Origin of the sequence: Kaustia mangrovi (assembly GCF_015482775.1) — a bacterium.
In the GTDB taxonomy this organism is placed as follows: Bacteria; Pseudomonadota; Alphaproteobacteria; order Rhizobiales; family Im1; genus Kaustia; species Kaustia mangrovi.
In genome coordinates, this window is the sequence record NZ_CP058214.1 from 3,969,564 (window position 1) to 3,992,637 (window position 23,074).

At 69.0% G+C, this 23,074-nt stretch carries 23 protein-coding genes; 14 read left to right on the forward strand and 9 right to left on the reverse strand.

From position 1 onward, the window contains the following. Window positions 1-2: 2 nt before the first annotated feature. Genes HW532_RS18750 through HW532_RS18770 form a run of 5 tightly spaced genes read right to left on the reverse strand, consistent with a single transcriptional unit; the run spans window position 3 to window position 4,021 of the window. The gene (locus HW532_RS18750; RefSeq protein WP_213161922.1) at window positions 3-845 is read right to left on the reverse strand and encodes an N-acyl homoserine lactonase family protein; all 843 of its coding nucleotides are present in this window, start codon (window positions 843-845) and stop codon (window positions 3-5) included. Further along, window positions 842-2,071 carry an alpha/beta fold hydrolase gene (locus tag HW532_RS18755; protein WP_213161923.1) on the reverse strand — a complete coding sequence of 410 codons (1,230 nt, stop codon included), beginning with the start codon at window positions 2,069-2,071 and terminating at the stop codon, window positions 842-844. The genes HW532_RS18750 and HW532_RS18755 overlap by 4 nt, the downstream gene beginning before the upstream one ends. Next, a complete protein-coding gene (locus tag HW532_RS18760; protein ID WP_213161924.1) occupies window positions 2,072-2,947 on the reverse strand; it encodes an NAD(P)-dependent oxidoreductase in 876 nt (291 codons plus the stop codon). Next, window positions 2,947-3,333, reverse strand: coding sequence for a 4-carboxymuconolactone decarboxylase (pcaC, locus tag HW532_RS18765; protein ID WP_213161925.1), 387 nt, complete (start codon window positions 3,331-3,333; stop codon window positions 2,947-2,949). The genes HW532_RS18760 and pcaC overlap by 1 nt, the downstream gene beginning before the upstream one ends. Next, window positions 3,323-4,021 carry a GntR family transcriptional regulator gene (locus HW532_RS18770; protein ID WP_213161926.1) on the reverse strand — a complete coding sequence of 233 codons (699 nt, stop codon included), beginning with the start codon at window positions 4,019-4,021 and terminating at the stop codon, window positions 3,323-3,325. Before HW532_RS18770 ends, pcaC begins: the two co-directional genes overlap by 11 nt. Window positions 4,022-4,140: 119 nt before the next feature. On the opposite strand from HW532_RS18770, the gene HW532_RS18775 reads away from it, so the two are divergent. Genes HW532_RS18775 through HW532_RS18795 form a run of 5 tightly spaced genes read left to right on the forward strand, consistent with a single transcriptional unit; the run spans window position 4,141 to window position 8,728 of the window. After that, complete coding sequence (locus tag HW532_RS18775; protein ID WP_213161927.1) at window positions 4,141-5,367, forward strand: ABC transporter substrate-binding protein; 1,227 nt, start codon at window positions 4,141-4,143, stop codon at window positions 5,365-5,367. Window positions 5,368-5,386: 19 nt separating this feature from the next. Beyond that, window positions 5,387-6,250: a branched-chain amino acid ABC transporter permease gene (locus tag HW532_RS18780; protein WP_213161928.1), complete on the forward strand. Its 864-nt coding sequence runs from the start codon at window positions 5,387-5,389 to the stop codon at window positions 6,248-6,250. A 2-nt stretch (window positions 6,251-6,252) separates the two neighbouring features. Further along, complete coding sequence (locus HW532_RS18785) at window positions 6,253-7,263, forward strand: branched-chain amino acid ABC transporter permease (protein ID WP_213161929.1); 1,011 nt, start codon at window positions 6,253-6,255, stop codon at window positions 7,261-7,263. Then, on the forward strand, window positions 7,260-8,003 hold the full coding sequence (locus HW532_RS18790; protein WP_213161930.1) for an ABC transporter ATP-binding protein: 744 nt from the start codon (window positions 7,260-7,262) through the stop codon (window positions 8,001-8,003). The genes HW532_RS18785 and HW532_RS18790 overlap by 4 nt, the downstream gene beginning before the upstream one ends. Before the next feature lie 5 nt (window positions 8,004-8,008). Beyond that, window positions 8,009-8,728, forward strand: a complete 720-nt coding sequence (locus HW532_RS18795) for an ABC transporter ATP-binding protein (RefSeq protein ID WP_213164646.1) — start codon at window positions 8,009-8,011, stop codon at window positions 8,726-8,728. Window positions 8,729-8,748: 20 nt separating this feature from the next. On the opposite strand, the gene HW532_RS18800 is transcribed toward HW532_RS18795, so the two are convergent. The 4 genes from HW532_RS18800 to HW532_RS18815 all read right to left on the reverse strand — a co-directional run bounded on the left by HW532_RS18800 (window position 8,749) and on the right by HW532_RS18815 (window position 12,502). Further along, complete coding sequence (locus tag HW532_RS18800) at window positions 8,749-9,909, reverse strand: NAD(P)/FAD-dependent oxidoreductase (RefSeq protein WP_213161931.1); 1,161 nt, start codon at window positions 9,907-9,909, stop codon at window positions 8,749-8,751. After that, window positions 9,906-11,270: an FAD/NAD(P)-dependent oxidoreductase gene (locus HW532_RS18805; protein ID WP_213161932.1), complete on the reverse strand. Its 1,365-nt coding sequence runs from the start codon at window positions 11,268-11,270 to the stop codon at window positions 9,906-9,908. Before HW532_RS18805 ends, HW532_RS18800 begins: the two co-directional genes overlap by 4 nt. A gap of 5 nt (window positions 11,271-11,275) precedes the next feature. Then, on the reverse strand, window positions 11,276-11,641 hold the full coding sequence (locus tag HW532_RS18810; RefSeq protein ID WP_213161933.1) for a (2Fe-2S)-binding protein: 366 nt from the start codon (window positions 11,639-11,641) through the stop codon (window positions 11,276-11,278). 81 nt (window positions 11,642-11,722) lie between these two features. Then, window positions 11,723-12,502, reverse strand: a complete 780-nt coding sequence (locus HW532_RS18815) for an IclR family transcriptional regulator (protein ID WP_246479303.1) — start codon at window positions 12,500-12,502, stop codon at window positions 11,723-11,725. Between the two features lie 171 nt (window positions 12,503-12,673). On the opposite strand from HW532_RS18815, the gene HW532_RS18820 reads away from it, so the two are divergent. From HW532_RS18820 to HW532_RS18860, 9 genes are all read left to right on the forward strand, one after another. Beyond that, on the forward strand, window positions 12,674-13,447 hold the full coding sequence (locus HW532_RS18820) for an enoyl-CoA hydratase/isomerase family protein (RefSeq protein ID WP_213161934.1): 774 nt from the start codon (window positions 12,674-12,676) through the stop codon (window positions 13,445-13,447). A 65-nt stretch (window positions 13,448-13,512) separates the two neighbouring features. Continuing rightward, entirely contained in the window at window positions 13,513-14,550 is a 1,038-nt protein-coding gene (locus HW532_RS18825) for an ABC transporter substrate-binding protein (protein ID WP_246479304.1), read from the forward strand. 106 nt (window positions 14,551-14,656) lie between these two features. Continuing rightward, window positions 14,657-15,745, forward strand: coding sequence for an ABC transporter ATP-binding protein (locus tag HW532_RS18830; RefSeq protein ID WP_213161936.1), 1,089 nt, complete (start codon window positions 14,657-14,659; stop codon window positions 15,743-15,745). Beyond that, complete coding sequence (locus tag HW532_RS18835) at window positions 15,742-17,481, forward strand: ABC transporter permease subunit (RefSeq protein WP_213161937.1); 1,740 nt, start codon at window positions 15,742-15,744, stop codon at window positions 17,479-17,481. Before HW532_RS18830 ends, HW532_RS18835 begins: the two co-directional genes overlap by 4 nt. Window positions 17,482-17,540: 59 nt before the next feature. Continuing rightward, window positions 17,541-19,055 (forward strand): AMP-binding protein, encoded by a 1,515-nt coding sequence (locus tag HW532_RS18840; RefSeq protein WP_213161938.1) that lies wholly within the window; start codon window positions 17,541-17,543, stop codon window positions 19,053-19,055. After that, window positions 19,052-20,146, forward strand: coding sequence for a hypothetical protein (locus tag HW532_RS18845; protein ID WP_213161939.1), 1,095 nt, complete (start codon window positions 19,052-19,054; stop codon window positions 20,144-20,146). The genes HW532_RS18840 and HW532_RS18845 overlap by 4 nt, the downstream gene beginning before the upstream one ends. A gap of 31 nt (window positions 20,147-20,177) precedes the next feature. Further along, the gene (locus HW532_RS18850; RefSeq protein WP_213161940.1) at window positions 20,178-21,449 is read left to right on the forward strand and encodes an NAD(P)/FAD-dependent oxidoreductase; all 1,272 of its coding nucleotides are present in this window, start codon (window positions 20,178-20,180) and stop codon (window positions 21,447-21,449) included. Beyond that, window positions 21,446-22,387 (forward strand): ornithine cyclodeaminase family protein, encoded by a 942-nt coding sequence (locus tag HW532_RS18855; protein WP_213161941.1) that lies wholly within the window; start codon window positions 21,446-21,448, stop codon window positions 22,385-22,387. The genes HW532_RS18850 and HW532_RS18855 overlap by 4 nt, the downstream gene beginning before the upstream one ends. 64 nt (window positions 22,388-22,451) lie before the next feature. Next, a complete protein-coding gene (locus HW532_RS18860; protein ID WP_213161942.1) occupies window positions 22,452-23,015 on the forward strand; it encodes a flavin reductase family protein in 564 nt (187 codons plus the stop codon). Window positions 23,016-23,074: the final 59 nt, after the last annotated feature.

Consider the following 23,074-nt stretch of genomic DNA (forward strand, 5'->3'; position numbering starts at 1 on the left):
GGTCAGGGTTCCCTCACGACCGGCATGCGGCGCCCGGCGAAGGGCGTGGGGACGAGAGGGCCCTTGTGGAGCTCCAGAACATTGGGATCGCCGGGCAGGGCGGGGAAGAGCGACAGGACCCGCTCGTCATGGCCCGGAACGACGAGGTTCGGGTCGTCGGCAAGCTCGAACAGCCGGTCGAAGCCCTCCAGATAGGCCGGCATCTCGCAGAGCACGGGGAAGGGGTCGCCCTCCATGGCGGTCTCGTAGAAATGGGTCGCGTCTGAGGCGATCACCAGCCGGCCGGCGTCGGTCTCCACGCGCACGACCTGCAGGCCCTTCGAATGTCCGCCGACCAGATGGACCGAGATCCCCGGAAACAGGTGCCGGTCGCCGCTCACCGGATAGATGCGTCCGTCATAGAGCGTGCGCACCACATCCGTGACGTCCTCCACGTCGAAGGCCTTGCGGCAGGCCGGGTGGCGCATGGCGGGGCCTGCGGCATAGGCGAGCTCGCGCTCCTGCACGATGACGGTCGCATTCGGAAAGCGCCCGACGGAGCCGGCATGGTCGTAGTGCATGTGGGTGAGCACCACGGTCTCGATGTCCTCAGCCTGCACGCCGAGCGAGGCGAGGGCATCCAGCGGGTCGCGCAGCAGCGTGCGCCCGCGTTCCGCCGCCGCACGCTCGCCGAACCCGGTATCGACGAGGACCAGGCCGTTCTCGTGCCGGATGAGCCAGAGGAAATAGGAGATCGGATGCGGGCCGTCATGGGGGTCGTGGCCCATGAGGAAGTGCTCGCGGTCGGGCGATACCGTTTCCGCATATTTGATCGCGAGCACCTCGCTGTGCGGTGCCTGGGTCATGACCGTTCCTCCACCATATCGAGGGACTCGTGGAGCCATGGGGCGAAGTCTCCGGGATTCTCGATCATCGGGAAATGCCCGAGATCGGGCATGATGCGGAAATCGGCATGCGGCACGGCGTCCGCGATGCGGGCGGTGTCCTCCGGCGTTGCCGAATAATCGTAGGCGCCGGTGCGCAGGACGACGGGCCGGGCATGGCGGTTGAGATCGCCGATCAGCCCGGCGGCGTCGAACTCCTGCGAATAATAGCGCAGATCCTCCGCATAGATGCCCGGCCGGGCCTGCTGATAGATGCCGCAGGCCTCGTCGCGATGCGGCTTGGGACTTGCGGGCGCGAGCAGGGCGCGCACCCAGGCGGGGTTGTGCCGGCCCTCGCTGACGCGCGCATGGCCGAGGAACGGCGTCAGGCGGCCTTGCGCCTTGTAGGGCGCCTCCAGGGCGACGGCGCCGCGCACGAGGCCGGGCTCGCGGGCCGCCAGCGTCAGCGCCATGGCCGCGCCGGCCGAACAGCCGACCACGATGGGCGGGGCCTCGCACAGCGCCTCGATCGCCGCCCGGCACCAGGCGAGATAGCGCCCGCCGGTCGCCTGCCAGTCCGCAGCCTTGCCGCCGAACTCTCCCTCGAGGCTGGAGCCGCCATGGCCGGGAAGGTCGAAGGCGATCATGCGATAGCGCCCGGAGAGCGCCGGGTCGCCGAGCTGGTAGAGGTACTGGCGCGAATCGGCGCCAGCGGTGTGCAGGAACAGGACGGGCGTGCCCTTGCCCGCCGTCATGACGCGCAGATGGGCCGGAGCCCGCCCGTCGATGGCGGCGTGGAGAGAGGTGCTTGAGATCGCGTCGGCCGTCCAGCCGTCCGGGATATTCGGCTCCGCCGGCGGGTCGATGGCGATCTCGATCATCCGTTCGAGCGCGGCGAGCGCCTGGGCCTCGGCGAGCGGGCTTTCGGCCACGATGCGGAAGGCGTCGTTGAAACGCCGGATCGCGCCATAGGACTGCCAGCCGCGTGGATGGGGGCCGCCAAGGAGCTGTACCCAGGCGGCCTCCTCCGCGCGGATGGAGATGTGTGCTTTTCCCTCGGCCGGGCGGGGCGTGTCATCGAGGAGGATCCGGCGCGACAGGCCGGAGCCTGCGATCTCCACCACCCGGTCCAGGCCGCTGGCGAGCCGGGCGAGCTCCCGGTCGGCGAGACAGCGTTCAAGCCATCGGTCGAGAGGGGCTGTCCCCATTCAGCGGCGCTCCAGCCATTCGAAGACGCTCGTATGGTCGGCGCCGGCGGGCAGCGCCTCGCCGGCCCGGTCGAGCAGGCCCGTGAGGTCTTTGAGCAGCGGCTCGTCGAGCCCGAGCTCCGTGCTGAGATCGGCGGCGGCGCGCACGTCCTTCTGCATCAGGGCGAAGGCGAAGCCCGCGTCGAAGGCGCGGTTGAGGACGAACTGCTTGAGCTTGTTCTCGGTGGAGTTGTTGCGCCCGGTCGAGACATTCAGGATGTCGACGACGGTCTCCGGCGCAAGCCCGAACTTCTCGCCGACGATCAGCGCCTCGCAGGCCGCGACCAGCCCGGCCGCGGAGACATAGTTGTTGAGCGCCTTCATGGCGTGGCCGTTGCCGAGCGCGCCCACGCGATGGACCTTGCCCATATGAGCGAGCACGGTCTCGGCGCGCTCCACATCCCGCTCGCCGCCGCCGGCGATGATCGCGAGCGTTCCCTTGACCGCGCGGCCGACGCCGCCGGAGACCGGTGCGTCGACGAGGCCGATGCTGCGCGGCTCGAGCTCCGCGCCGAGCGCGCGCGTGGCGGAGGGATAGGAGGAGGACATGTCGACGATGAGGTCGCCGGCCTGCATCTCAAGGGCGAAGCCGCCGTCGCCCAAGGCCGCCTCGCGCACGATGGCCGCGTTCGGCAGCATGGCGATCACGGTCGCGCAGTCGCGGCCTATCGCGCCGAGGCCGTCGGCAACCGGGATGCCGTCCGCACGGGCCTGCTCGCGCGCGTCCTGCGAGACGTCGTAGCCGATGAGGTCGCCGCCGCCGGCGAGGATGCATTTCGCCATGGGCAGCCCCATGGCGCCGAGGCCCACGAAGCCTGTGGTCTGCGCACGCGCCATCAGCCTTCGGCCTCGATGTCGGCGAACACTTCGCGGGCGACGCGGAAGCTGTCGATGGCGGCCGGCACGCCGCAATAGATGGCGACCTGCAGGAGGATCTCGCGGATCTCCTCCTTGGTCAGCCCGTTATTGAGCGCGCCGCGGACATGGAGCTTGAGCTCGTGGGGCCTGTTCAGCGCGGAGATCATCGACAGGTTGATGATCGACCGGGTCCGGCGGTCCAGCGTCTCGCGGCCCCAGATCTCGCCCCAGCAATATTCCGTCACGAGCTCCTGGAGCGGCCGGGTGAAGTCGTCGGCTCCGGCAATCGACTTGTCGACATACTCCGAGCCCAGCACCTCGCGGCGGATCTTCAGGCCCTTGTCGAACAGCTCCTTATTCGTCATCCAGTTTGCTCCTGTTGTCGGTAAGGTTCGGGACTTGCTCCAGCGCGGCGTTGGCCGCGCGTGCGACATGGTCCTCGCAGGCCCGCCGTGCACCGCCCGCGTCGCGCGCGGTGCAGGCGGCGACCACCGCCGCGATCTCCGCCTTGGTCTCCACGAGGCGGCCGGGGCGGGACATCGACAGGCGGCGATATTGCGAGATGCGGTTGTTGAGCCGGGTGAAGGAATCGCTGATCACCGGGCTGTGTGCGCCGTCGAGCAGCGCCCTGTAGAAGTCGTTCTTCACCGTGATCAGCCGCTCAGGCGGGTCGTCGGGCGACAGTGTCTCGATCTGCCGGCCGGCCTCGCGAAGCCGCTCCATCTCCTCGTCCGTCGCGCGCTGGGCGAAGCTTTCGCCGGCCAGTCCCTCCAGGCTGCCGCGGACGCGGTAGAGGTCGCGGACATCCTGCTCGCTCACCGATTCGACCGTCGGCCCGCGATGGGGCTCGTGGCGCACCAGCCCTTCCGCCGAAAGCTGCCGCAGCGCCTCGCGCACGGGGCCGCGGCTCACCTCGAAGCGCTCGCAGAGATCGCGCTCGACCAGCCGGGAGCCGGGCTCGAGCTCGCCGGCGATGATGGCCCGCCGCAGGCTTTCCGCGATCTGGCCGCTGAGGGAAGCCTGTTCGCGCCGGATGCTGATGCCGCTCGTCATGTGGTCAGTATTCGGATTGTAGGACATTCGGTCAACCCTATTGACAGCTTGTTTGTTGATTTCCAGTATAGCCCCCCAACAGATCGAAGAAAACGCAGACCGCCACGGGAGGATCCACCATGCGGTACACCAGACGCTTTGAGACAAGCCGGCGCGCCGTTCTCGCCGGCGGTGCCGCGGCCATCGCCGCGCCGTTCGTCAGCCGGCTCGCCCGGGCGCAGGACCCGGTCAATGTCGGCGTCATCGTTCCGCTCTCCGGGGCGAATGCGCAGTTCGGCATCAATTCGCGCAACGGAATCCAGCTCGTCGCCGACGAGATCAACGCCGCCGGCGGCATCAAGTCTCTCGGCGGCGCGCCGATCAATCTGGTGATCGCGGACTCCACCTCGACCCCCACCACCGCGGCCAGCGTCGCCCAGCGCATGATCTCCCAGAACCAGGTGGTCGCGGTGCTCGGCGCCTTCGCGTCTTCCCTCACCATCGCGATCTCGGAAGTGACGGAGCGCCGCCGCCTGCCGCTCCTGACCATGTCCTTCTCCGACATCGTCACCGGCCGCGGCTTCAACTATGTCTTCCAGGTGGTCAACAAGGGCTCCACCATCGGCGCGGCCCAGTTCGACTACACCATGGAGATCGCCAAGCGCGTCGACGTGGAGGCCGACAAGGTCGCGATCCTCTATGAGGACACCGCCTATGGCACCAGCCAGGCGGAGGGCCTGCGCAAGGCGGCCACCGAGCATGGCGCGGAGATCGTCATGGATTCCGCCTATCCGCTGGGTATCACCGACGTCACGCCGCTGATCAACCAGCTGCGCGGTTCGGGCGCGCAGCTCGTCTTCCCCGTCTCCTACCTCAATGACAGTCTGCTGATCGTGCGCACCATGCGCCAGCAGGGCCTGACCATCCCCGCCATCGGCGGCGCGGCGGGCTACGTCATTCCCGACTTCCACAAGGGGCTGGGCGAGCTGTCGGAGGGCGTTCTGTCCATCGCGCCGGCCAATTACGACCTGGCGCCGGACTACACGGAACGGTTCCGCGAGCGCTTCGGCTATTTCATGGTCCACGAGGCGCTGGAACATGCTGCGGCCATGGGCGTGCTGCGCGAGGCTCTGGAGAAGAGCGCCAGCCGCGACCCCGAGACGATCCGCAACGAGATCGCGACCGGCACCCACAATGAAGGCTGGTCGACGGTGATGACCGGCGACGGGATCCGCTTCGACGAGAGCGGCCTCAACGTCAACGCCTTCCCGGTCATGGTCCAGTGGCGCGGCAGCGAGCTCGTCACCGTCCACCCCGCCGACGTCGCCAGGAGCGAACCGGTCTGGTCGGTCGAGACCGGCCAGTAGGACCGACGGGAAAATCGCCATGCAGTTTCTCCAAGCACTCGTGGACGGCGTCCTGATCGGCGGCGTCTACGGGGTCATATCGATCGGGCTGAGCCTCGTCTTCGGGGTGATGAACATCGTCAATTTCGCGCATGCCGCATTCCTCATGCTCGGCATGTTCGTGGCCTGGTTCGCCTGGCACTATCTGGGGCTCGATCCGCTGCTTGGCGCGTTCCTGTCTTTCGCGGTGATCTTCGTCTTCGGCTGCGGCGTCCAGCGCACGCTCATCAGGCCGATCCTGAAGGCGCCGCAGGTTGCCCAGATCTTCCTCACCGTGGGCATCCTGATCGTTCTGGAGAATGCGGCGCTGCTCGTCTTCGGCGCCGACTTCCGCTCCGTCCAGACGCCCTATCAGACCTCCGCCTTCGACATTGGCGGCATCATCGTGAGCAAGCCCTATCTGTATGCCTTCGCGATGGCGCTCCTGTCGGGCGCCGCCGTCTGGGCGTTCCTGGAACGCACGCCGATCGGCCGGGCGATGCGCGCGACCTCGCAGGACCCCATGGCGGCGACCCTGATGGGCATCGACACCAATCTCATGCACATGACGGCCTTCGGCATCGGCGTCGGGCTGACCGCCTTCGGCGGGGCGGTGATCCTGCCCTATCTCACGGCGAGCCCCACGGTCGGTGCCCATTATGTGGTGCTGATGTTCACCGCGGTCGTGCTCGGCGGATTGGGGAGCGTCGCGGGCGCGGTGGTCGGCGGGGTGGCCGTCGGCATCATTCAGTCGCTGTCGACGCTCGTCTTTCCGATCCAGCTCCAGAACCTCATCCTCTTCGTCGTGTTCATCCTCGTCCTGGCGCTGCGCCCGGAAGGCATCGTGAAGCGGAGGGCGGCATGAGCATGGCTGCCGCATCCCGCACGGAGGCATCGCGCCGGCCGGACTGGCGGGCCCTCGCGCTCGCCGCCGCCTTCGTGGCGGCCATCGCGGTTCCGCTGTTCCTCGATCCGCAAGGCTACTGGATCCGCATCCTCACGCTCGCGCTGATCTTCGCCGCGCTTGGCCAGGCCTGGAACATCGTCGGCGGGCTCGCCAACCAGATATCGCTCGGCCATGCGGCCTATTTCGGCACCGGCGCCTATGCCTCGACCGTCCTGCTCATCCATTTCGGTCTTTCGCCCTGGATCGGCATGGTCGCCGGCATGGCGCTGGCGGTGGTCATCGCGCTTGTCCTGTCCGTGCCGACCTTCCGCCTGAAAGGGCATTATTTCGCGCTCGCCACGCTCGCCGCCGGCGAGGCCATGCGGGTGATCGCCAATAGCTGGAAGGAGGTCACGGGCGGTCCCGTCGGCCTGTCCGTGCCGTTCACGCCGGAGGACAGCTTCTGGCTCATGGCCTATGGCGCGCCGAGGCCCTTCTACTGGATCGCGCTGGGGGCGCTGGCCGTCATCACCGTCGTCTTCTGGCGCATCAAGTCGGGCGCGCTCGGCTACCGGCTGCGCGCGGTGAAGGAGAACGAGGAGGCCGCCGAGGTGGTCGGTGTGAACACCTTCCGGGCCAAGCTCTGGGCGAGCCTGATCTCGGCGGCGGCGACCGCGGCGATGGGCACGATCTACGTCCAGTTCAACTACTTCTTCGATCCCGACACCGTGTTCGGGGTCGCCTCCATCTCCATCCGCATGGCGCTGGTCGCCATCGTCGGCGGCATCGGCACGGTCATCGGCCCCATTGTCGGCGCCCTCGTCGTCATTCCGCTGGAGGAGGTCGCCTCCGCCGCGCTTCAGGGGCAGGCGGCGGGTCTGTCGGCCTTCGCCTATGGCGCCATCCTGATCGCCATCATCCTGATCGAGCCGCGCGGCCTCGTCGCGCTCTGGCAGCGCCTGCGCGGCCGCATGAGCCGGAGGGCGCCATGAGCCTCCTGAAGGTCGAGGACGCGGTGGTCCGCTTCGGCGGCCTGACCGCCGTCGACACGCTGAGCTTCGCCGTGGAGGAGGGCGAGATCGTCGGGCTGATCGGGCCCAACGGCGCCGGCAAGACCACGAGCTTCAACATGCTGGTCGGGCTGGCCCGCGCAGCGGAGGGGCGCATAACGCTCGACGGCCGCAAGGTGGTGGGCCTGAGGCCCCACGAGATCGCGCGCATGGGCATGACCAAGACGTTCCAGAACGTCTCGCTGTTCATGGAGAGCAGCGTTCTGGACAATGTCATCACCGGCGCCCTTCTGCGCGGCAACCTGGCGTCCGCGCGCACCAGGGCGCGGCAGGTGCTGGAGCGGGTCGGGCTCGGCGCGGTCGCCGACCGTCCGGCAGCCGAGCTGTCGTTCCCCGAGCGCGCGCGCGTCGAGATCGCCCGGGGGCTTGCCACGGGCCCGAAGATCCTGCTGCTCGACGAGGTGATGGCCGCGCTGACGCCGGCGGAGATGAACGAGATCATCGAACTCGTCCGCGAGCTTCGCGGGGAGGGCATCACATTCGTGGTGGTGGAGCATCACATGAAGGCGGTCATGACCCTGTCGGACCGCATCCTCGTCCTCAATTTCGGCCAGAAGATCGCCGAGGGCACGCCGGAGGCGATCTCGAAGGACCGCCGCGTGATCGAGGCCTATCTCGGCCGCGAATGGGCCGGCGAGCACGCCGGGGAGACCGCGCCATGACAGCCCTGCTCGAGATTTCCGGCCTGTCGGCCCGCTATGCCACCGGCGCGCCCGTGCTGCACGACGTGGCGCTGAGCGTCGCGCAGGGCGAGTTCGTCACCGTGATCGGCGCGAACACCGCGGGCAAGAGCACGCTTCTGCGCGCCATATCGGGTGTCGGTCCCAGGGTGGAGGGCAGTATCGTCTTCGAGGGGACGGAGCTCACCGGCATCGCGCCCCATGCGCGGCCGCGGCTCGGCATCGCCCATGTGCCGGAGGGCCGGCACGTCTTCCCCGAAATGTCGGTGGAGGAGAACCTCGCCATCGGCGCCCATGCCCGCGGCGCCCATGCCAGCGGCAAGGCGGCGGCGCCGGAGCGGCTGGAGATGGTCTACGGGCTGTTTCCGCGCCTGAAGGAGCGCCGGCGGCAGTTCGGCGGCACCCTGTCGGGCGGCGAGCAGCAGATGCTGGCGCTCGGCCGCGGGCTTATGCTCGATCCCCGGCTCCTGATCCTCGACGAGCCCTCGCTCGGCCTCGCCCCCATGGTGGTGGAGGAGATGCACGACCGGCTGGTCGACATTCACCGGAACGGCGTCGCCATCCTGCTCGTGGAGCAGAACGTCTCGCTGGCGCTGTCGGTCGCGAGCCGCGGCTATGTGCTGCAATCCGGCCAGATCGTGCTGAGCGGGGAGGCCGGCGGGCTCCTCCAGGACGACCGCGTGCGCGAGGCCTATCTCGGCATCTGACGGCGCGGCCGGCCGGGCGGTCACCGGCTGTCGAATTCGCGCGCGAACTTCTCGTTGGCCTGGACGCCCTCCCGGTAGCGGGCGATGTGGAAGGCCTCGACGGGCGTGTCCGTGCGCCCCGTCGCGATGAGGTCGGCGAGGACGGCGCCGACGCCCGGGGCGATCTGGAAGCCGTGGCCGCAGCAGCCGAAGCCGTGGAACAGGCCGTCCTGCGTCCCGCTCGGCCCGATGATGGGGATCATGTCGGGCAGATAGCCCTCCACGCCCGACCAGACCCGGATGACATGGGCGGTGCGCAGCATCGGGGCGAGGAGGCCGAGGCCGGCCATGCCATCGAGCGTCTTGTGCGGGGGAACGCGCGTGCGCAGGTTCTGCGCGTCGCTCGCCGTGCGCGGATAGCCCGCGACGATGACATTGCCCCGGGGGATCTGCCGGAAGATAACCGTGCCGCTCACGCGCTGCATGGACGGTGCGATCACATGGGGCAGGGGCTCGGTGACGAATTGCGGCGGGCCGGCGGAGAACAGCGGCACCTCCTCTGCGAACTGCGCGGCGATCTCGCCGCCCCAGGCGCCCGCGGCATTCACCAGATGCTCCGACCGGAAGAGCCCGTGGGATCGCGTCTCCACCTCGAAGGCGGCCCCCGAATGGCCGGCCGCGACGACCTCGCAATGCTCGAGCACCCCGGCGCCGTGGGCCCGGGCGGCGCGCATGACCATGAGGGTCGCAAGGCGCGGATTGGCCGTCGCGTCGCGCTTAGAGAAGGTCGCGGCGAGGATGCCGCGGTCGAGATAGGGAAAGCGCGCGGCGAGCGCGGGGCCGTCGAGATCCTCGACCACAAGCCCGGCGGAGCGCGAGATCTCCGCATAGCGATGGAGACTGGCGAGCTCCTCCTCGTCGCGGGCGAGATAGAGATGGCCCGTGCGGTCGTACTCGCAGCTCTCCCCGGTCAGGGCCTCGATCTCCTCCCAGATCGCCTGCGCGCGCAGCGACAGCGGATACTGGCGGGGGTCGCGGCCCTGGAGGCGGAGATTGCCGAAATTGGCGCCGCTCGACTGCGCGCCCACAAGGCCCTTCTCCAGAACCGTGACCGACCGGCCGGCACGGGCGAGGAACCAGGCGGTGAAGGCGCCGATCAGCCCGCCGCCGACAATGAGGGTTCCGGTCGTGCGCGCCGTCATGAGCGCGTGTCCGCCGCCGACAGGGGCAGGGGCTTGACCGGCGCCTGGGCGCGCAGGCGGCCCACCGCGTCGATCGGGCTTTGCGAGGCCTCCGCCGTGATCTCCGCGAGCGCGGGGCCGCAGAACCGGCCCTGGCAGCGCCCCATGCCGCAGCGCGTGACGGCCTTGACCCGGTTGACCTCCGCGGGCCCCAGATCGGCGCGGACGGCCGTCCGGATCTCGCCGGCCGTGACCATCTCGCACCGGCAGACCGTCACCGTGTCGGCCAGGCGGCCGGCCTCCTCGTGCGGCCACCGGAAGGCGCCGGCGAGGCCGCGCTGGAACCGGCGTAGCCGCGCGACCGTCCCGCGCAGGCGCCGCCGCCGGGCGGACGGGCCCGGCTCGCCGAGCTCGGCAAGGAGCGCCTCCGCTGAGAGCGCGCCGCCCGCAATGGCCGCGTCGGCCCCGCCGATGCACGCCCCGTCGCCAGCGAGATAGAGCCGCTCGCCCGCGCGCCCGTCCGCATCGGCGACCGGCAGCCACTGGCGCAGAGCCGCGTCGAAGGCGAAGTCGCAGTCGGCAAGCTCGGCAAGCTGCGTTTCCGCCCTGAGACCGTGGCCGAGCGCGACGGCGTCGCAGGCGATGCGGCACTCCTGGCCGGAAGGCGCGGTGAAGCGGATGGCGGACACCCGGTCCGCCCCCTCTATGGCCTCCAGGCGCACGCCCTGATGGACCGGCACGCCGAGGCGCTTCAGCGCCCTCATGAGCCTGAGGCCGCGCAAGGCCGTGCCGGGCGAATGGCGCAAGCCCGGCGCGGCGCGCAGCTTGGCGCCGAGCGGTGTCGTGTCGAGCACCGCGATGTCGCGCGCCCCGTGCGTGCGGTACTGGAGCGCGGCGAGCAGCAGGAGGGGCGAGCTGCCCGCGAACACGACCTTGCGGCCGATGAAGGCGCCCTGATCCTTGAGCGCGATCTGGGCGGCGCCCAGCGAGAAGACACCCGGGCGCGTCCAGCCCGCAACGGGCATGATGCGGTCCGTGGCGCCGGGCGCGAGGATCAGGCCGGACCAGGCGATCTCGCCGGCCTGGCCGTCGCGGAGGATGAAGGCCTTGCCCTCGTAGATCGCCCAGACGAGCGTTGCGGGGCGGTAGTCGATCTGCGGCAGGATCGCCTCGAAATCGCGGTGCAGCGCCTCGTATTTGCGGGCCTCCGCACCGTAGATCCGCCGTGCGTCGAGCGCCATCTGCGGGTTCAGGCGCCGGAAGCCCTGGCCGCCGGCATGGGGCGCGTCGCTGACGACCACCGGGCGGACGCCGCGCCGGGCAAGCGCGATGGCCGCGCTCATGCCCGCAGGCCCCGAGCCGACAATGAGGATGGGCGCCATGGGTTCTATGTCCCCTCCGGTGTCGCGGGACAGGAGGTGTGGAGCTCCAGCCCGGCGGAGACGGGCGTCTGACAGGCGCGCAGGCGTGTCCCCTGAGCGGTCCAGATCCAGCAATCCTGACAGGCGTTCATGAGGCAGAAGCCAGCGCGCGGCTCGCCGGAGAACTCGTTGTATCTGAGCGTTTGGCCGGCCTCCAGAACGGCGGACAGGACGCTCTGCCCGGCATGGGCGCAGAGGTCGCGCCCGTCCAGACGGAAGGTCACGGAGGCTCCCTTGCGGCGCACGGCCGGCACGAACTGGCTGGGGGATGCGGCTTCGGTCGGGTCCGGCGGCTGGGGCTCCGGCTCGGCTGTCTCGTCCGGCTGGGTCATGTTCTATCGTATTTCGATAGTTATTATCGAAATGAAAGTTTCGATGGAGAGACCGGCCCTGTCAAGGCCGCAAGCCGGCGGTCAGATCTTGGAGAGGGACCGGGCGGCGGCGACCACGAGTGGGGCGAAGCGCTCCACCATCTCCTCGCGGGAATAGCGTGCGAGCGAGGTGGCGATGTTGATCGCGGCGATGGGCCGGCCGCCGGTATCGACGATGGCCGCGGCGACCGATCCGTCGCCGTGATAGATTTCCTCGCACGCAACCCCGAAGCCGGCCTGCGCGGCCTCGTCCACGCGCTCCATCACCGTCGCGATATCCCAGACGGTATGCGGCGTGTGCGGCCTGAGATCGGAGCGGCGCACGATGTCGCGCGCCTCGTCGGCGGGAAGCCTTGAGAGGATCGCCAGCCCCGGCGCCGTGCAGTAGGCCGGCAGCCTGGTGCCGATGATGACGTCCGTATTGAGGACGTGGCGGCTGAGGAAGCGCGAGACGAACACGACCTCGGTGTCGTCGGGGATGGTGAGATTGACGGTTTCCTCCGTCTCCTTGCTGAGATGGAGCAGATAGGGAATGGCCCGCTCCACCAACCTGTTGGAGCGGGTGAAGTGGTAGCCGAGATCGAGCGTCCTCACCGTCAGCTCGAACTGGCGCGTGTCGGGGTTCTTCGCCAGATAGCCGAGCTTGACCAGCGTGTGGGTGAAGCGCTGGGCGGCGCTCATGTCGAGATCCGTCACGGATGCGATCTGCGACAGGCTCATGGCCGGCCGGTCCGCATCGAAGGCAGACAGGACACGGAACGCCTTTTCGACGGACCGCACCATCAGCGGATCGTTCTTCGGTTTCTTCTCCGTACTCGCCACCGGGAAACCCCCCTTTCTCGTGAGCTGCCGCACGGGCCGGGTTCCGGGCCGCCCGCCGCAACGAGCGGTCTAGCCCATCCGGCGCCCCACAGAAAGCGACCTTGACAGGATGAGATTGGTGCTTTCAAAATACAATAGCAATTATCGCATAACAATAGTTTGGAGTGGCGAATGCGCAATTTCATCCTCACGGAGGTCGACGGGCCGGTCTTCACCATCACGCTGAACCGCCCGGAAGTCCTCAACGCCTGGAACGCGGCGATGCGCGAGGAGCTGGTCGACGCTCTGGACGAGGCGGAGAACGACGAGGCGGTGAAGGCCGTCATTCTCACCGGCGCCGGCGATCGCGCATTCGGCGCGGGCCAGGACCTCAACGAGACGAAGACCTTCGACGCCGACCGCGCGGAGCTCTGGATCGGCGAGTGGGAAAAGCTCTATACGCGCATCCGCTCGCTTTCCAAGCCCATCGTCGCGGCGCTCAACGGCGTGGCGGCGGGCTCGGCCTTCCAGGTCGCGCTCCTGTGCGATCTGCGCGTCGGCCATTCCGGCGTCACCATGGGCCAGCCGGAGATCAATTCCGGCATCGCGAGTTCCACCGGCCCCTGGATCATGCGGGAGATGCTGGGCATCGCGCGCACCATCGACCTGACCCTGACGGGCCGCATGATGGATGCCGAGGAGGCGGAGAGGATCGGTCTCATCAACCGGCTCGTCCCGCGCGACAAGGTTGCCGGGGAGGCCATGGCGCTCGCCCGCGAGCTGGCGGAGAAGCCGCCGGTGGCGATGCGGCTCGACCGGCAGCGCTTCCGCGAGGTGACGGAGGCCTCCTTCCAGGACGCGCTCAAGGCCGGCATCCGCATCCAGCGCGAGGCCTACGCCTCCGGCGAGCCCGCCCGCATGATGGAGGCATTTCTGGCGAAACGCCGCGCGCGCAAGAACGCATAGCAAGAGATCTCGGGGGTTCTTCAAGCAAAGAGGGGAAGGAAATGAAGAACAAGATGTCCATGTCAATGAGCCGTCGCACGGTCCTCATGGGGGCGGGGGCGGTGCTCGCCACGCCGGCCATCCTGCGGCCGGCCTTCGGCGAGACCACGCTGACGGTCGCCGATCCGGGTGGCCCGTTCGGCCCGGCCTTCCGCAAGGCCTTCTACGACCCGTTCCAGAAGGAGACCGGCATCACGATCGTCAATGTGGCGCGCGAGGCCGAGCCCACCGCGCAGTTCAAGTCGATCGTGGAGACCGGCGCCTATATCTGGGATGTGTGCACGCTGACCCTTTCGGCGCGCAAGATCCTGGAGAAGGGCGATCTCCTGGAGCCGACAGGGGTCAAGGAGGCCGACGCGCCGGGCATGATGGCGGAGGCGCTGTTCCCGAATTTCGTCGGCACCGACGTCTATTCCACGATCTTCGCCTACCGCACCGACAAGATGGGCGACAAGGCCCCGAAATCCTGGACCGATTTCTGGGATGTCGAGGGCTTCCCGGGCCGGCGCGCCCTGCGCAAGAATCCCATCGACACGCTCGAGCAGGCGCTGCTCGCCGACGGCGTGCCGCTGGAGGAGCTCTATCCGCTCGATGTCGACCGCGCCTTTGCGAGCCTCGACAGGATCAAGCCGCATATCGCGGTCTGGTGGACCGGCGGCGCCCAGTCGACGCAGCTTCTCCAGAGCGGCGAGGTCGACATGATCTCCGGCTGGAACGCCCGCCTGCAGGCCGCCATCGACGGGGGGACGCCCGCCGAGCTGGTCTGGAACCAGGGGCTCTATTCCATCGAGGGCTGGGGCATCCCGAAGGGCAACCCCAAGGCGGACGCGGCGCGCGAATTCGTCAGGTTCTGCACCAGGCCCGAACAGCAGGCGCTCTATACGAGCGAGCTCGCCTACGGCCCGACGAACCGGAAGGCCTATGACAGCATCCCGGCCGAGCGCGCCAAGGTGCTGCCGACGGCGCCGGCGAACATCTCGCAGATGCGGATCGCCAGCGAGGACTGGTGGAGCTCGAACCGCGCGGACATGACCGAGCGGTTCAACGCCTGGCTCCTCACCTGAGGCCATGGACGACACGCATGGCCGGTCCGCTCCGGCGGGCCGGCCCCATGTGCCTCCGCACGCCCCGTATCCGCGTGCCGGAACGACCTTTTCTTCGGGATATACGATGGTGAATGTGGACCGCACCGCCAACGCGCCGCCCAAGCTCGAGATCAAGGGGCTCGGCAAGCAATACGGCAACGTCACCGCACTGGAACCGACCGATCTTTCCGTGGAGGCCGGCGAATTCGTCACCCTGCTCGGACCGTCGGGCTCCGGCAAGACGACGCTCCTGCAGATGATTTCCGGGCTGACCGAGCCGACAAGCGGCGAGCTCTGGGTCGACGGGAGAAACGAGACGGAAACGCCCGTCCACAAGCGCGACATGGGGCTGGTCTTCCAGCACTACGCGCTGTTTCCGCACATGACGGTCAGCGAGAATATCGCCTTCCCGCTGAAGATGCGCGGCGCGCCCGCGCGCGATATCCGCGAGCGCGTGGCGGAAACCCTCGCCAAGGTGCAGCTCGAAGCCTATGGCGACCGGTTCCCCCGCGAGCTCTCCGGCGGCCAGCAGCAGCGCGTGGCGCTCGCCCGCTGCTTCGTCTACCGGCCCGAGATCGTGCTGATGGACGAGCCGCTCGGCGCGCTCGACAAGAACCTGCGCGAGGACATGCAGCTCGAGATCAGGCGCCTCCACAGGGAGTTCGGCACGACCGTCATCTATGTGACGCACGATCAGGAGGAGGCGCTCGTCCTGTCCGACCGCATCTGCCTGATGAACCATGCGCGCGTGGAACAGGTCGGCACGCCGCGCGAGATCTATTCGCACCCGAAGAGCATCTTCTCAGCACAGTTCATCGGCCTGTCCAACCTCTTCATGGGCGAGGTGGAGAAGGCCGGGGAGGGCCGCATGGCGGTCCGCAACGGCAACGGCACCTTCGAGGCGAAGGTGGAGAACTGCCGCACGGTCAACGGCCATGGCGGCCTCGTCCTGCGCCCGGAACAGCTTCGCCCCGGTCCGGCGGGCGAGGGAGAGAACGAGGTTGCCGGCACGGTCAGCGAGATCATCTATGTGGGCTCCGACACGCGGCTCGTCCTCACGCTGAAGGACGGCGCGACCCTGTCGGTGCGCCACGATCCCTCCAGTCCCTTGCCCGGGCTCGGCGAGACCATGACCTATCATTGGCCGATCGACGTGGCGGTGGTCGTTTCATGACAGACGCGACGATCAGCCCGTCCCGCTCGTTCGCCCGGTTCCGCGCCGGTCCGCTCTGGCTCGCCGCGCCGGCGATCGCGTTCCTCGTCGTTTTCTTCCTCGTCCCCGTCGCCCGTCTCCTGGCGCTCAGCGTGCAGGGCGATAGCGGCGCCCTGACCGACGAGCACTATGCCCGCCTCGTCGACACGGAAGTCTACTGGCGTATCCTCGTCATCACCTTCCGCATCGCAGGCCTGACGGCGTTCTTCTCGCTCCTCTTCGGCTATCCGCTCGCCTTCTGGCTGTCCAAGCTGAAGGAGGGCCGGCGCAACCGGATGCTGCTCTTGGTGCTCGTGCCGTTCTGGACGAGCTACCTCGTGAAGGCCTTCGCCTGGATGCTGCTGCTCGGCAATCAGGGCGTGCTGAACCGGATCCTGACGGGATCGGGCCTGGTCGATACGCCACTTGCGCTCATGTACAACGAGTTCGGCGTGATCGTCGGCATGGTCCACGCCATGATGCCGCTCGCCATCCTCACCATGATGCCGGTGATGAGCGGTATCGACGGCCGGCTGACGCAGGCCGCCGGCACGCTCGGCGCGGGCGCCGCGCACCGCTTCTGGATGGTCTATTTCCCGCTGTCGGTGCCCGGCATGGCCGCCGGCGGCCTCCTGACCTTCATCACCTCGCTTGGCTTCTTCATCGTGCCGGCCTTCCTCGGCGGGCGCCAGCAGACCATGCTCGCCCAGCTCATCATCGTCCAGGTGCAGGAGCTGGTGAACTGGGCCTTCGCCGGCGTGCTCGCCACCATGCTGCTCGTCTCCGCGCTTCTCGCCTGCTGGATCTACAACAGGATCTTCGGGCTCTCCTCCCTGTCGGCGGAGAGCGGCGGGGGCAAGGGGGCGTCGGACGGCCTGGCGCGGCGCCTCGGCCTCGCCATCCTGGAGGCGCTCGCCCGGGCGACGGCGCTCGTCGCCGACCGTGTCCCCGGCGCGGGGCGCGGCCGGATCCTGCCGGCCTATGTGGCGCTCGCGATCCTGTTCCTGGTGGTGCCGACGCTGATCGTCATCCCGGTCGCCTTCACGAGCTCCGATTTTCTGGAGTTCCCGCCGCCGGGCTACGCCCTGCGCTGGTTCGACGTCTACTTCAACTCGCCGATCTGGATCTCCGCGACGGTGCGCTCCTTCGGCGTGGCCTTCGCCACCGCGATCCTCGCGACCGCCATCGGCGGCCTTGCGGCGCTTGCGCTCGCCCGGTCGCGCTCCAGGTGGAACGGCACGATCTTCGCATTCATGCTGGCGCCGATGATCGTCCCGCGCATCGTCATCGCGGTGGGGCTCTTCTACCTGTTCGCCCAGATCGGGCTGGTGGCGACCAATACGGGCCTCGTTCTGGGCCACACGGTCCTGTCCATCCCCTTCACCTTCGTGGCGACGGCGGCGGTGCTCAAGAGCTACGACTGGCGGCTCGACCAGGCGGCGGCCTCGCTCGGCGCCAGCCGGGTGAACGTGCTCAGGCTGATCACGGTGCCGCTCATCCGCGGCGGCATCATATCGGCCTTCCTGTTCGCCTTCGTCACCTCCTTCGACGAGCTGACCATCGCCATCTTCGTCAGCGGCGGGCTGAAATCCACCCTGCCCAAGCAGATGTGGGACGACATGATCCTCCAGCTTAATCCCACGCTGGCGGCGGTGTCGGTCGTGGTTCTCGTCATCGTCACGGCCATCCTTCTGGTAGCCGACCGGCTGCGCCGGTGACGCGGCTGGCGGTCGGTCCTCCGGCGTGCCGCCCGGCACGCCGTTTCAAGGTCAAGGAAATGCCTGGTTCACAAGACTTCATCAGCCTGTTCAACGACCGTGCGGCGACCGATCCGGACCGGGTCTTCGCGCGCTATGGCGGCAATGCCATCACCTTCGCCGACCTCGACCGGGCGTCGGCCCGCTTCGCCGCGATGCTCGCGCGGCTGGGCGTGGAGCGCGGCGACCGGGTCGCCGTCATGATGCGCAACGGCACGACGTCGCTCGCCCTGATCTTCGCCATCTTGCGGGCCGGCCATGTCTGGGTTCCCGTCAACGCCGCTCTCAAGGGCGAGGGGCTGCGCCATGTCCTCGACCATTGCGACCCCGCCCTGATCGTCGCCGACGAGGAGTTCCTGGACCGGATCGCGGAATGCGGCGCACGGGCGCGCGCGCCCGTGACGGTGTGCCCGGACGGCGACGATCTGGAGGAGGCCGGCGGCGTCGCGGGCCCCGTGCCGGCGGCGGACGATCCGGCCGCGATCATGTACACCTCCGGCACCACCGGGCCGGCCAAGGGCGTGATCGTGACCCACCGCATGCTGCGGCTGGCGGCCGAGGCCGTCGCCCTGAGCTCGGCACCGCGGCCGGGCGACATCTATTTCCTGTGGGAGCCCTTCTATCATATCGGCGGTGCGCAGACGCTGATCCTGCCGCTGGTGCGCGACATCTCGCTCTCCATGGTCGACCGGTTCAGCGCCACTCGCTTCTGGCAGGAGGTGCGCGAGGCCGGCGCCACGCATATCCACTATCTGGGCGGCGTCATCCAGATCCTGCTCAAGCAGCCGCCATCGCCGCGCGACAGGGACCATCCCGTGCGCATCGCCTGGGGCGGCGGCTGCGCGGCGGACGCCTGGCGCGCCTTCGAGGAGCGCTTCGGCGTGGAGATCCGCGAGGGCTACGGCATGACCGAGGCGTCCAGCCTCACCAGCTTCAACGATACCGGTGTCGTCGGCTCCATCGGCAGGCCCGTGCCGTGGTTCGAGGTGCGCCTGCTCGACGACGACGGCCGGGAGGTCAAGGACGGGCGCGGCGAGATCGTGGTGACGACATCGCTGCCGGGCGCGATCTTCCCGGGCTATTTCCGCAACCCGGACGCGACCGCCAGGGCCCTTCGGCCGGAAGGTTTCCGCACCGGCGACATGGGCTCGCGCGATGTCGAGGGCAATCTCTACTTCCATGGCCGCAAGGGCGACAGCGTGCGCTGCAAGGGCGAGAACGTGTCGGCCTACGAGGTGGAGCATGTCGTGGGCCTGCACCCCGATGTCGAGGACAGCGCCATGATCGGTGTCGCCGCCGATGTCGGCGAGCAGGACATCAAGCTGTTCGTGCAGCTCAAGCCCGGCGCGACGGAGGACCCCGGCGCCCTGAGCGCATGGCTGGCGGAGCGGCTCGCCCCCTTCCAGCAGCCGCGCTACATCGCCTTTGTCGACGAATTCGAACGCACCCCCAGCAAACGCATCATGAAGCACCGGCTCTCGCCCTCGCGGGAGGAGTGCTGGGACCGTCTCGCAGAACGGGAGAGCATCCGATGACCGAAGGCTTCAAGACCGACGTGCTGGTTTCGGGAACCGGCCCCTTTGCCGGGCGCATCGCGCTCGACATCGCCGCGACGGCGGAGCGGCCGATCTCGGTCGCCATTGCGGGTCGCAACCGCGACCGGCTCGACTGGCTGCGCACCGCCGGCAACGCCCGTGCCGCCATGTTCGGCCGTCCCGCCACCTTCTCCACGCTCGAGGCGGACCTGACGGAGGACGGCGCGGCGGAGCGCGTGATCGCGCAGACACGGCCCAGGATTGCCGTGCAGGCCGCCTCGGTCCAGACCTCCATGGTCATCTCCGATACCGGGAACGCCTGGACGGCGCTGGTCGCGGAGGGCGGCCTGAGCGCGACCGCCCCATTTCACGCCGTGATCACCGGAAAGGTCGCGCGCGCCATCGCCGAACACTCGCCGGAGACGGCGTTCATCAATTGCTGCTTCCCGGACGTGGTGAACGGTCTGATCGCCGCGCAGGGCTACAATGTGCTCTGCGGCACGGGCAATGTCGCCATCCTCTCCAATGTGTTCTCCGGCGCCAAGGGTATCTCGGATCCCGCCCGGCTCCGCGTGCTCGCCCATTACCAGAACCTCGCCGCCTGGCGCCGGCCGAGCGGCGAGCGGCAGGGGGCGGTCGCCCCGCGTGTCTTCCTGGACGGGCGCGAGATCGCGGATGTGTTCGAGGATTTCGCCGATGTGAAGCTCACCGCCGAACCCGCCATCGAGGTCTCCGGTGCCTCCGGCGTGACGCTGATTCGTGCCTATGTGGCGGGCGAGCCCTGGGTCGGCCATGTGCCGGGCCCGAACGGCCTGCCCGGCGGATATCCGGTGCGTCTGGAGGAGGGGACCCTGCGTCTCAACCTGCCCGACGGCCTCACGCAGGAGGAGGCGGTGTCCTGGAACGCGGCGTTCGAAGCCACGAATGGCCTCGTTGTGGAGGGGCGCGAAGCGCGCTACACCGGAGCTCTGAAGGCGGTTCTGAAGCGCTGGGATTTTCCCCATGCGGACGGCTTCGCGCTGGAGGAGCTCGATACGGTCCATCGCGACCTCTCCGCGCTGCGGAACCGCCTGAGCGCGATACCCGCATGATCTGATCTGAACGAGGAGGGGGCAGGATCCCATGGGCGAGCCGTTGAGGGTGGTCGTGATCGGGGCAGGGATCGTCGGCGCCTTCGCCGCCCGGGCCCTCGTCCGCGACGGGCAGAGCGTGACGATCGTCGATCCCGGACCGCCCGGCGGGCGTCAGGCGACGAGCTACGGCAACGGCGCCTGGATCCTGGAAAGCTCGCTCCTGCCGGTCTCCGTTCCCGGCCTCTGGCGTCAGGTGCCGGGCTATCTCGCCGACCCGCTCGGCCCCTTCGCGATACGCTGGTCCCATCTCTGGCGCGCCGCGCCGTGGCTCCTGCGATTCGTGGCGGCAGGCTCCACCGTCGCGAAGGTCGAGAAGACGGCGGCGGCCCGCTACGCCCTGACGCAAGGCGCGCTCGGGCACTACCGCGAGGAGGCCGCCGCCTGCGGGCTCTGCGACCTTCTCCGGACGGACGGGCTGCTCTCGATCTACCGCGACCGCGCGGACTTCGAGGCGGACGCGCTCGCCTGGACGCTGCGTGCCCGCTACGGCTTCTCGTGGCAGGAGCTGGAGGGCGGTGAGCTGCACGAGTTCGAGCCCGGCCTGAGCGCCGATTACGGCTTTGGCGCGCACCTCGCGTCGGATGCCAATCTCACCGATCCGGGCGCCTTCGTCGCGGGCCTCGTCGAAGGCGCCTGCCGCGACGGTGCGCGCCTTGAGACCGTGCGCGCCACCGGGTTCCGCTTCGAGGGGGACCGGCTGCGGGCGGTGGAGACGGAAGGCGGCGGGGAGATCGTCTGCGACCGGGCGCTGGTCACCGCCGGCATCCATTCGCGCATGCTGGCCCGGCAGGCGGGCGACCGTGTGCCCCTGGAGACGGAGCGCGGCTACCATGTGGTCGTTCCCGATCCGGTTCATGTGCCCCGCCATCCCATCATGCCGATGGACGGCAAGATGGCGATCACCATGACGCGGGCCGGCCTGCGGGTCGCGGGCCAGGTGGAGCTTGCCGGCATGGAGGCGGAGCCTGACTGGCGCCGGGCGGATATCCTGGCCGGATACCTTCCCCGGGTCTTCCCCGCCTTCGCCGGCCGGATGGATGGCGCCCGCATCGACCGCTGGATGGGCCATCGCCCCTCGACCCCGGACGGCTTGCCCTGCATCGGTCCGTCGCGCCGCTCGCCCGACGTGGTCTACAGCTTCGGCCACGGCCATAGCGGCCTCGCCATGGGGCCGATCAGCGGCCGTCTCGCCGCCGAGCTGTCTGCCGGACGGCCTCCCGTCGTCGACCCCGAACCCTATGGAGCCCAGCGTTTCGCATGACGAGCGACGCCCTGCCTTTCATCGACGACGCCGCGATCGCCGGCCTGCATCTCACGCCGGACGAGGCGCGCGAGGCGCTCCTGCGGATCTACCGGCTCAATCACGCCGGCCGGGTGGTCTCCAGGCCCAAGACGTCGCTCGATATCGGGCCCGGCCACATGTTCCAGGCGATGTGCGCAGGCAGCGAGGAGCTGGGGCTCGCCACGGTCAAATGGCTGGGTGTCGCGCCGCGGCCTGCGGGCGACGACCGGCCGGGCATCCACGCCCTGTCCGTCCTGAACGATTTCTCAAGCGGCGCGCCGCTGGCGATCATGGACGCCAACGCCATGACCGGCCTGCGGACGGCCGCCATGTCGGCCCTTGCTGCGCGATATCTGGCCCGAAGGGAGAGCGCGACCATCGGCTTCGTCGGCAGCGGTCTGCAGGCGCGCACCCATCTGGAGGCCATGCGCGCGCTCTGCCCCGGCCTGCGCACGGCGCTGTGCAGCAGCCGGTCCGAGCGGTCCGCCGCCCGGCTTGCCGAGCATGCGCGGGGGCTCGGCATGGAGGCGCGGGGCCCCGTTTCGCCGGAGGAGGCGGTGCGCGGCAGCGATATCGTCGTCACGACGGTGCCGGCAAGCCCGGGGCTCGAACCGTTTCTCGACCCGGCCTGGCTCGCGCCGGGCGCCTTCGTCGCGGCGGTGGATGTCGGGCGCTCGTGGCTCCCGGAGGGGCTCGGCGCGCTCGACCTCATGGCGACCGACGACCGCGAGCAGCACATGCGCTATCTCGACGGCGCGCTCACGCTCCATTGCGACCTGTCGGAGCTGGCCGCCGGCATCCATCCCGGCCGCACCGGCGAGACGGAGCGCGCCATGTTCGTCTTCCGCGGCCATGCGCCGGCCGATCTCGCCATCTCCGGCCTGATCTGGTCGCGCTACAGGGCCGCGATGGGGTGAATGCCCTGCGCCGGTGTGCGCTGCTATGCTGCGGGGAGACCGACAGTCCGGAGGGCATGAGACGATGGCAGGTTTTCCGCACAAGAAGGAGTTTCCGGTCAGCCGCGTGCGGCGCTATCTGGAGCCGGGGCCGATCGTCCTCGTCTCGTCGCGATGGCGGGGGCGGAGCAATATCATGACGCTCGGCTGGCACACGATCCTCGAATTCTCCCCCTCCCTCGTCGGTCTCATGATCTCGGGCGGCAATCACAGCTTCGACATGATCCGTTCCAGCGGGGAATGCGTTATCAACCTGCCGACGACGGCGCTGACCGATACCGTGGTCGGGATCGGCAACACGACGGGAGCCCGGATCGACAAGTTCGCCGAATTCGGCCTGACGGCGGAGCAAGCGACCCGCGTCGATGCGCCCGCGATCCGCGAATGCCATGCCGCCTTCGAGTGCCGCCTCCACGAGGACGCGTTGGTTGATCGCTACAATTTCTTCATCTTCGAGGTGGTCGCGGCGCATGCCGCGCCGGAGCCCGAATACCCCGAGACGCTGCACTATACGGGCGACGGCGTCTTCATGGTGGCGGGCGAGATCGTCGACCGGCGCGCCCTCTTTCGCCCGGAAATGCTCGACTAGGGCAGGGCGCGCGCGGGCGCGGTAACAGGTTCTTGCCGAATGGCGAGGCGCGGGTACAA

What these genes read in the sequence shown, in the direction of transcription:
- HW532_RS18750 (WP_213161922.1), bottom strand. Translation starts at nt 845, where the DNA reads ATGACCCAGGCACCGCACAGCGAGGTGCTCGCGATCAAATATGCGGAA.
- HW532_RS18755 (WP_213161923.1), bottom strand. Translation starts at nt 2,071, where the DNA reads ATGGGGACAGCCCCTCTCGACCGATGGCTTGAACGCTGTCTCGCCGAC.
- HW532_RS18760 (WP_213161924.1), bottom strand. Translation starts at nt 2,947, where the DNA reads ATGGCGCGTGCGCAGACCACAGGCTTCGTGGGCCTCGGCGCCATGGGG.
- pcaC (WP_213161925.1), bottom strand. Translation starts at nt 3,333, where the DNA reads ATGACGAATAAGGAGCTGTTCGACAAGGGCCTGAAGATCCGCCGCGAG.
- HW532_RS18770 (WP_213161926.1), bottom strand. Translation starts at nt 4,021, where the DNA reads ATGACGAGCGGCATCAGCATCCGGCGCGAACAGGCTTCCCTCAGCGGC.
- HW532_RS18775 (WP_213161927.1), top strand. Translation starts at nt 4,141, where the DNA reads ATGCGGTACACCAGACGCTTTGAGACAAGCCGGCGCGCCGTTCTCGCC.
- HW532_RS18780 (WP_213161928.1), top strand. Translation starts at nt 5,387, where the DNA reads ATGCAGTTTCTCCAAGCACTCGTGGACGGCGTCCTGATCGGCGGCGTC.
- HW532_RS18785 (WP_213161929.1), top strand. Translation starts at nt 6,253, where the DNA reads ATGGCTGCCGCATCCCGCACGGAGGCATCGCGCCGGCCGGACTGGCGG.
- HW532_RS18790 (WP_213161930.1), top strand. Translation starts at nt 7,260, where the DNA reads ATGAGCCTCCTGAAGGTCGAGGACGCGGTGGTCCGCTTCGGCGGCCTG.
- HW532_RS18800 (WP_213161931.1), bottom strand. Translation starts at nt 9,909, where the DNA reads ATGACGGCGCGCACGACCGGAACCCTCATTGTCGGCGGCGGGCTGATC.
- HW532_RS18805 (WP_213161932.1), bottom strand. Translation starts at nt 11,270, where the DNA reads ATGGCGCCCATCCTCATTGTCGGCTCGGGGCCTGCGGGCATGAGCGCG.
- HW532_RS18810 (WP_213161933.1), bottom strand. Translation starts at nt 11,641, where the DNA reads ATGACCCAGCCGGACGAGACAGCCGAGCCGGAGCCCCAGCCGCCGGAC.
- HW532_RS18820 (WP_213161934.1), top strand. Translation starts at nt 12,674, where the DNA reads ATGCGCAATTTCATCCTCACGGAGGTCGACGGGCCGGTCTTCACCATC.
- HW532_RS18825 (WP_246479304.1), top strand. Translation starts at nt 13,513, where the DNA reads ATGAGCCGTCGCACGGTCCTCATGGGGGCGGGGGCGGTGCTCGCCACG.
- HW532_RS18830 (WP_213161936.1), top strand. Translation starts at nt 14,657, where the DNA reads ATGGTGAATGTGGACCGCACCGCCAACGCGCCGCCCAAGCTCGAGATC.
- HW532_RS18835 (WP_213161937.1), top strand. Translation starts at nt 15,742, where the DNA reads ATGACAGACGCGACGATCAGCCCGTCCCGCTCGTTCGCCCGGTTCCGC.
- HW532_RS18840 (WP_213161938.1), top strand. Translation starts at nt 17,541, where the DNA reads ATGCCTGGTTCACAAGACTTCATCAGCCTGTTCAACGACCGTGCGGCG.
- HW532_RS18845 (WP_213161939.1), top strand. Translation starts at nt 19,052, where the DNA reads ATGACCGAAGGCTTCAAGACCGACGTGCTGGTTTCGGGAACCGGCCCC.
- HW532_RS18850 (WP_213161940.1), top strand. Translation starts at nt 20,178, where the DNA reads ATGGGCGAGCCGTTGAGGGTGGTCGTGATCGGGGCAGGGATCGTCGGC.
- HW532_RS18855 (WP_213161941.1), top strand. Translation starts at nt 21,446, where the DNA reads ATGACGAGCGACGCCCTGCCTTTCATCGACGACGCCGCGATCGCCGGC.
- HW532_RS18860 (WP_213161942.1), top strand. Translation starts at nt 22,452, where the DNA reads ATGGCAGGTTTTCCGCACAAGAAGGAGTTTCCGGTCAGCCGCGTGCGG.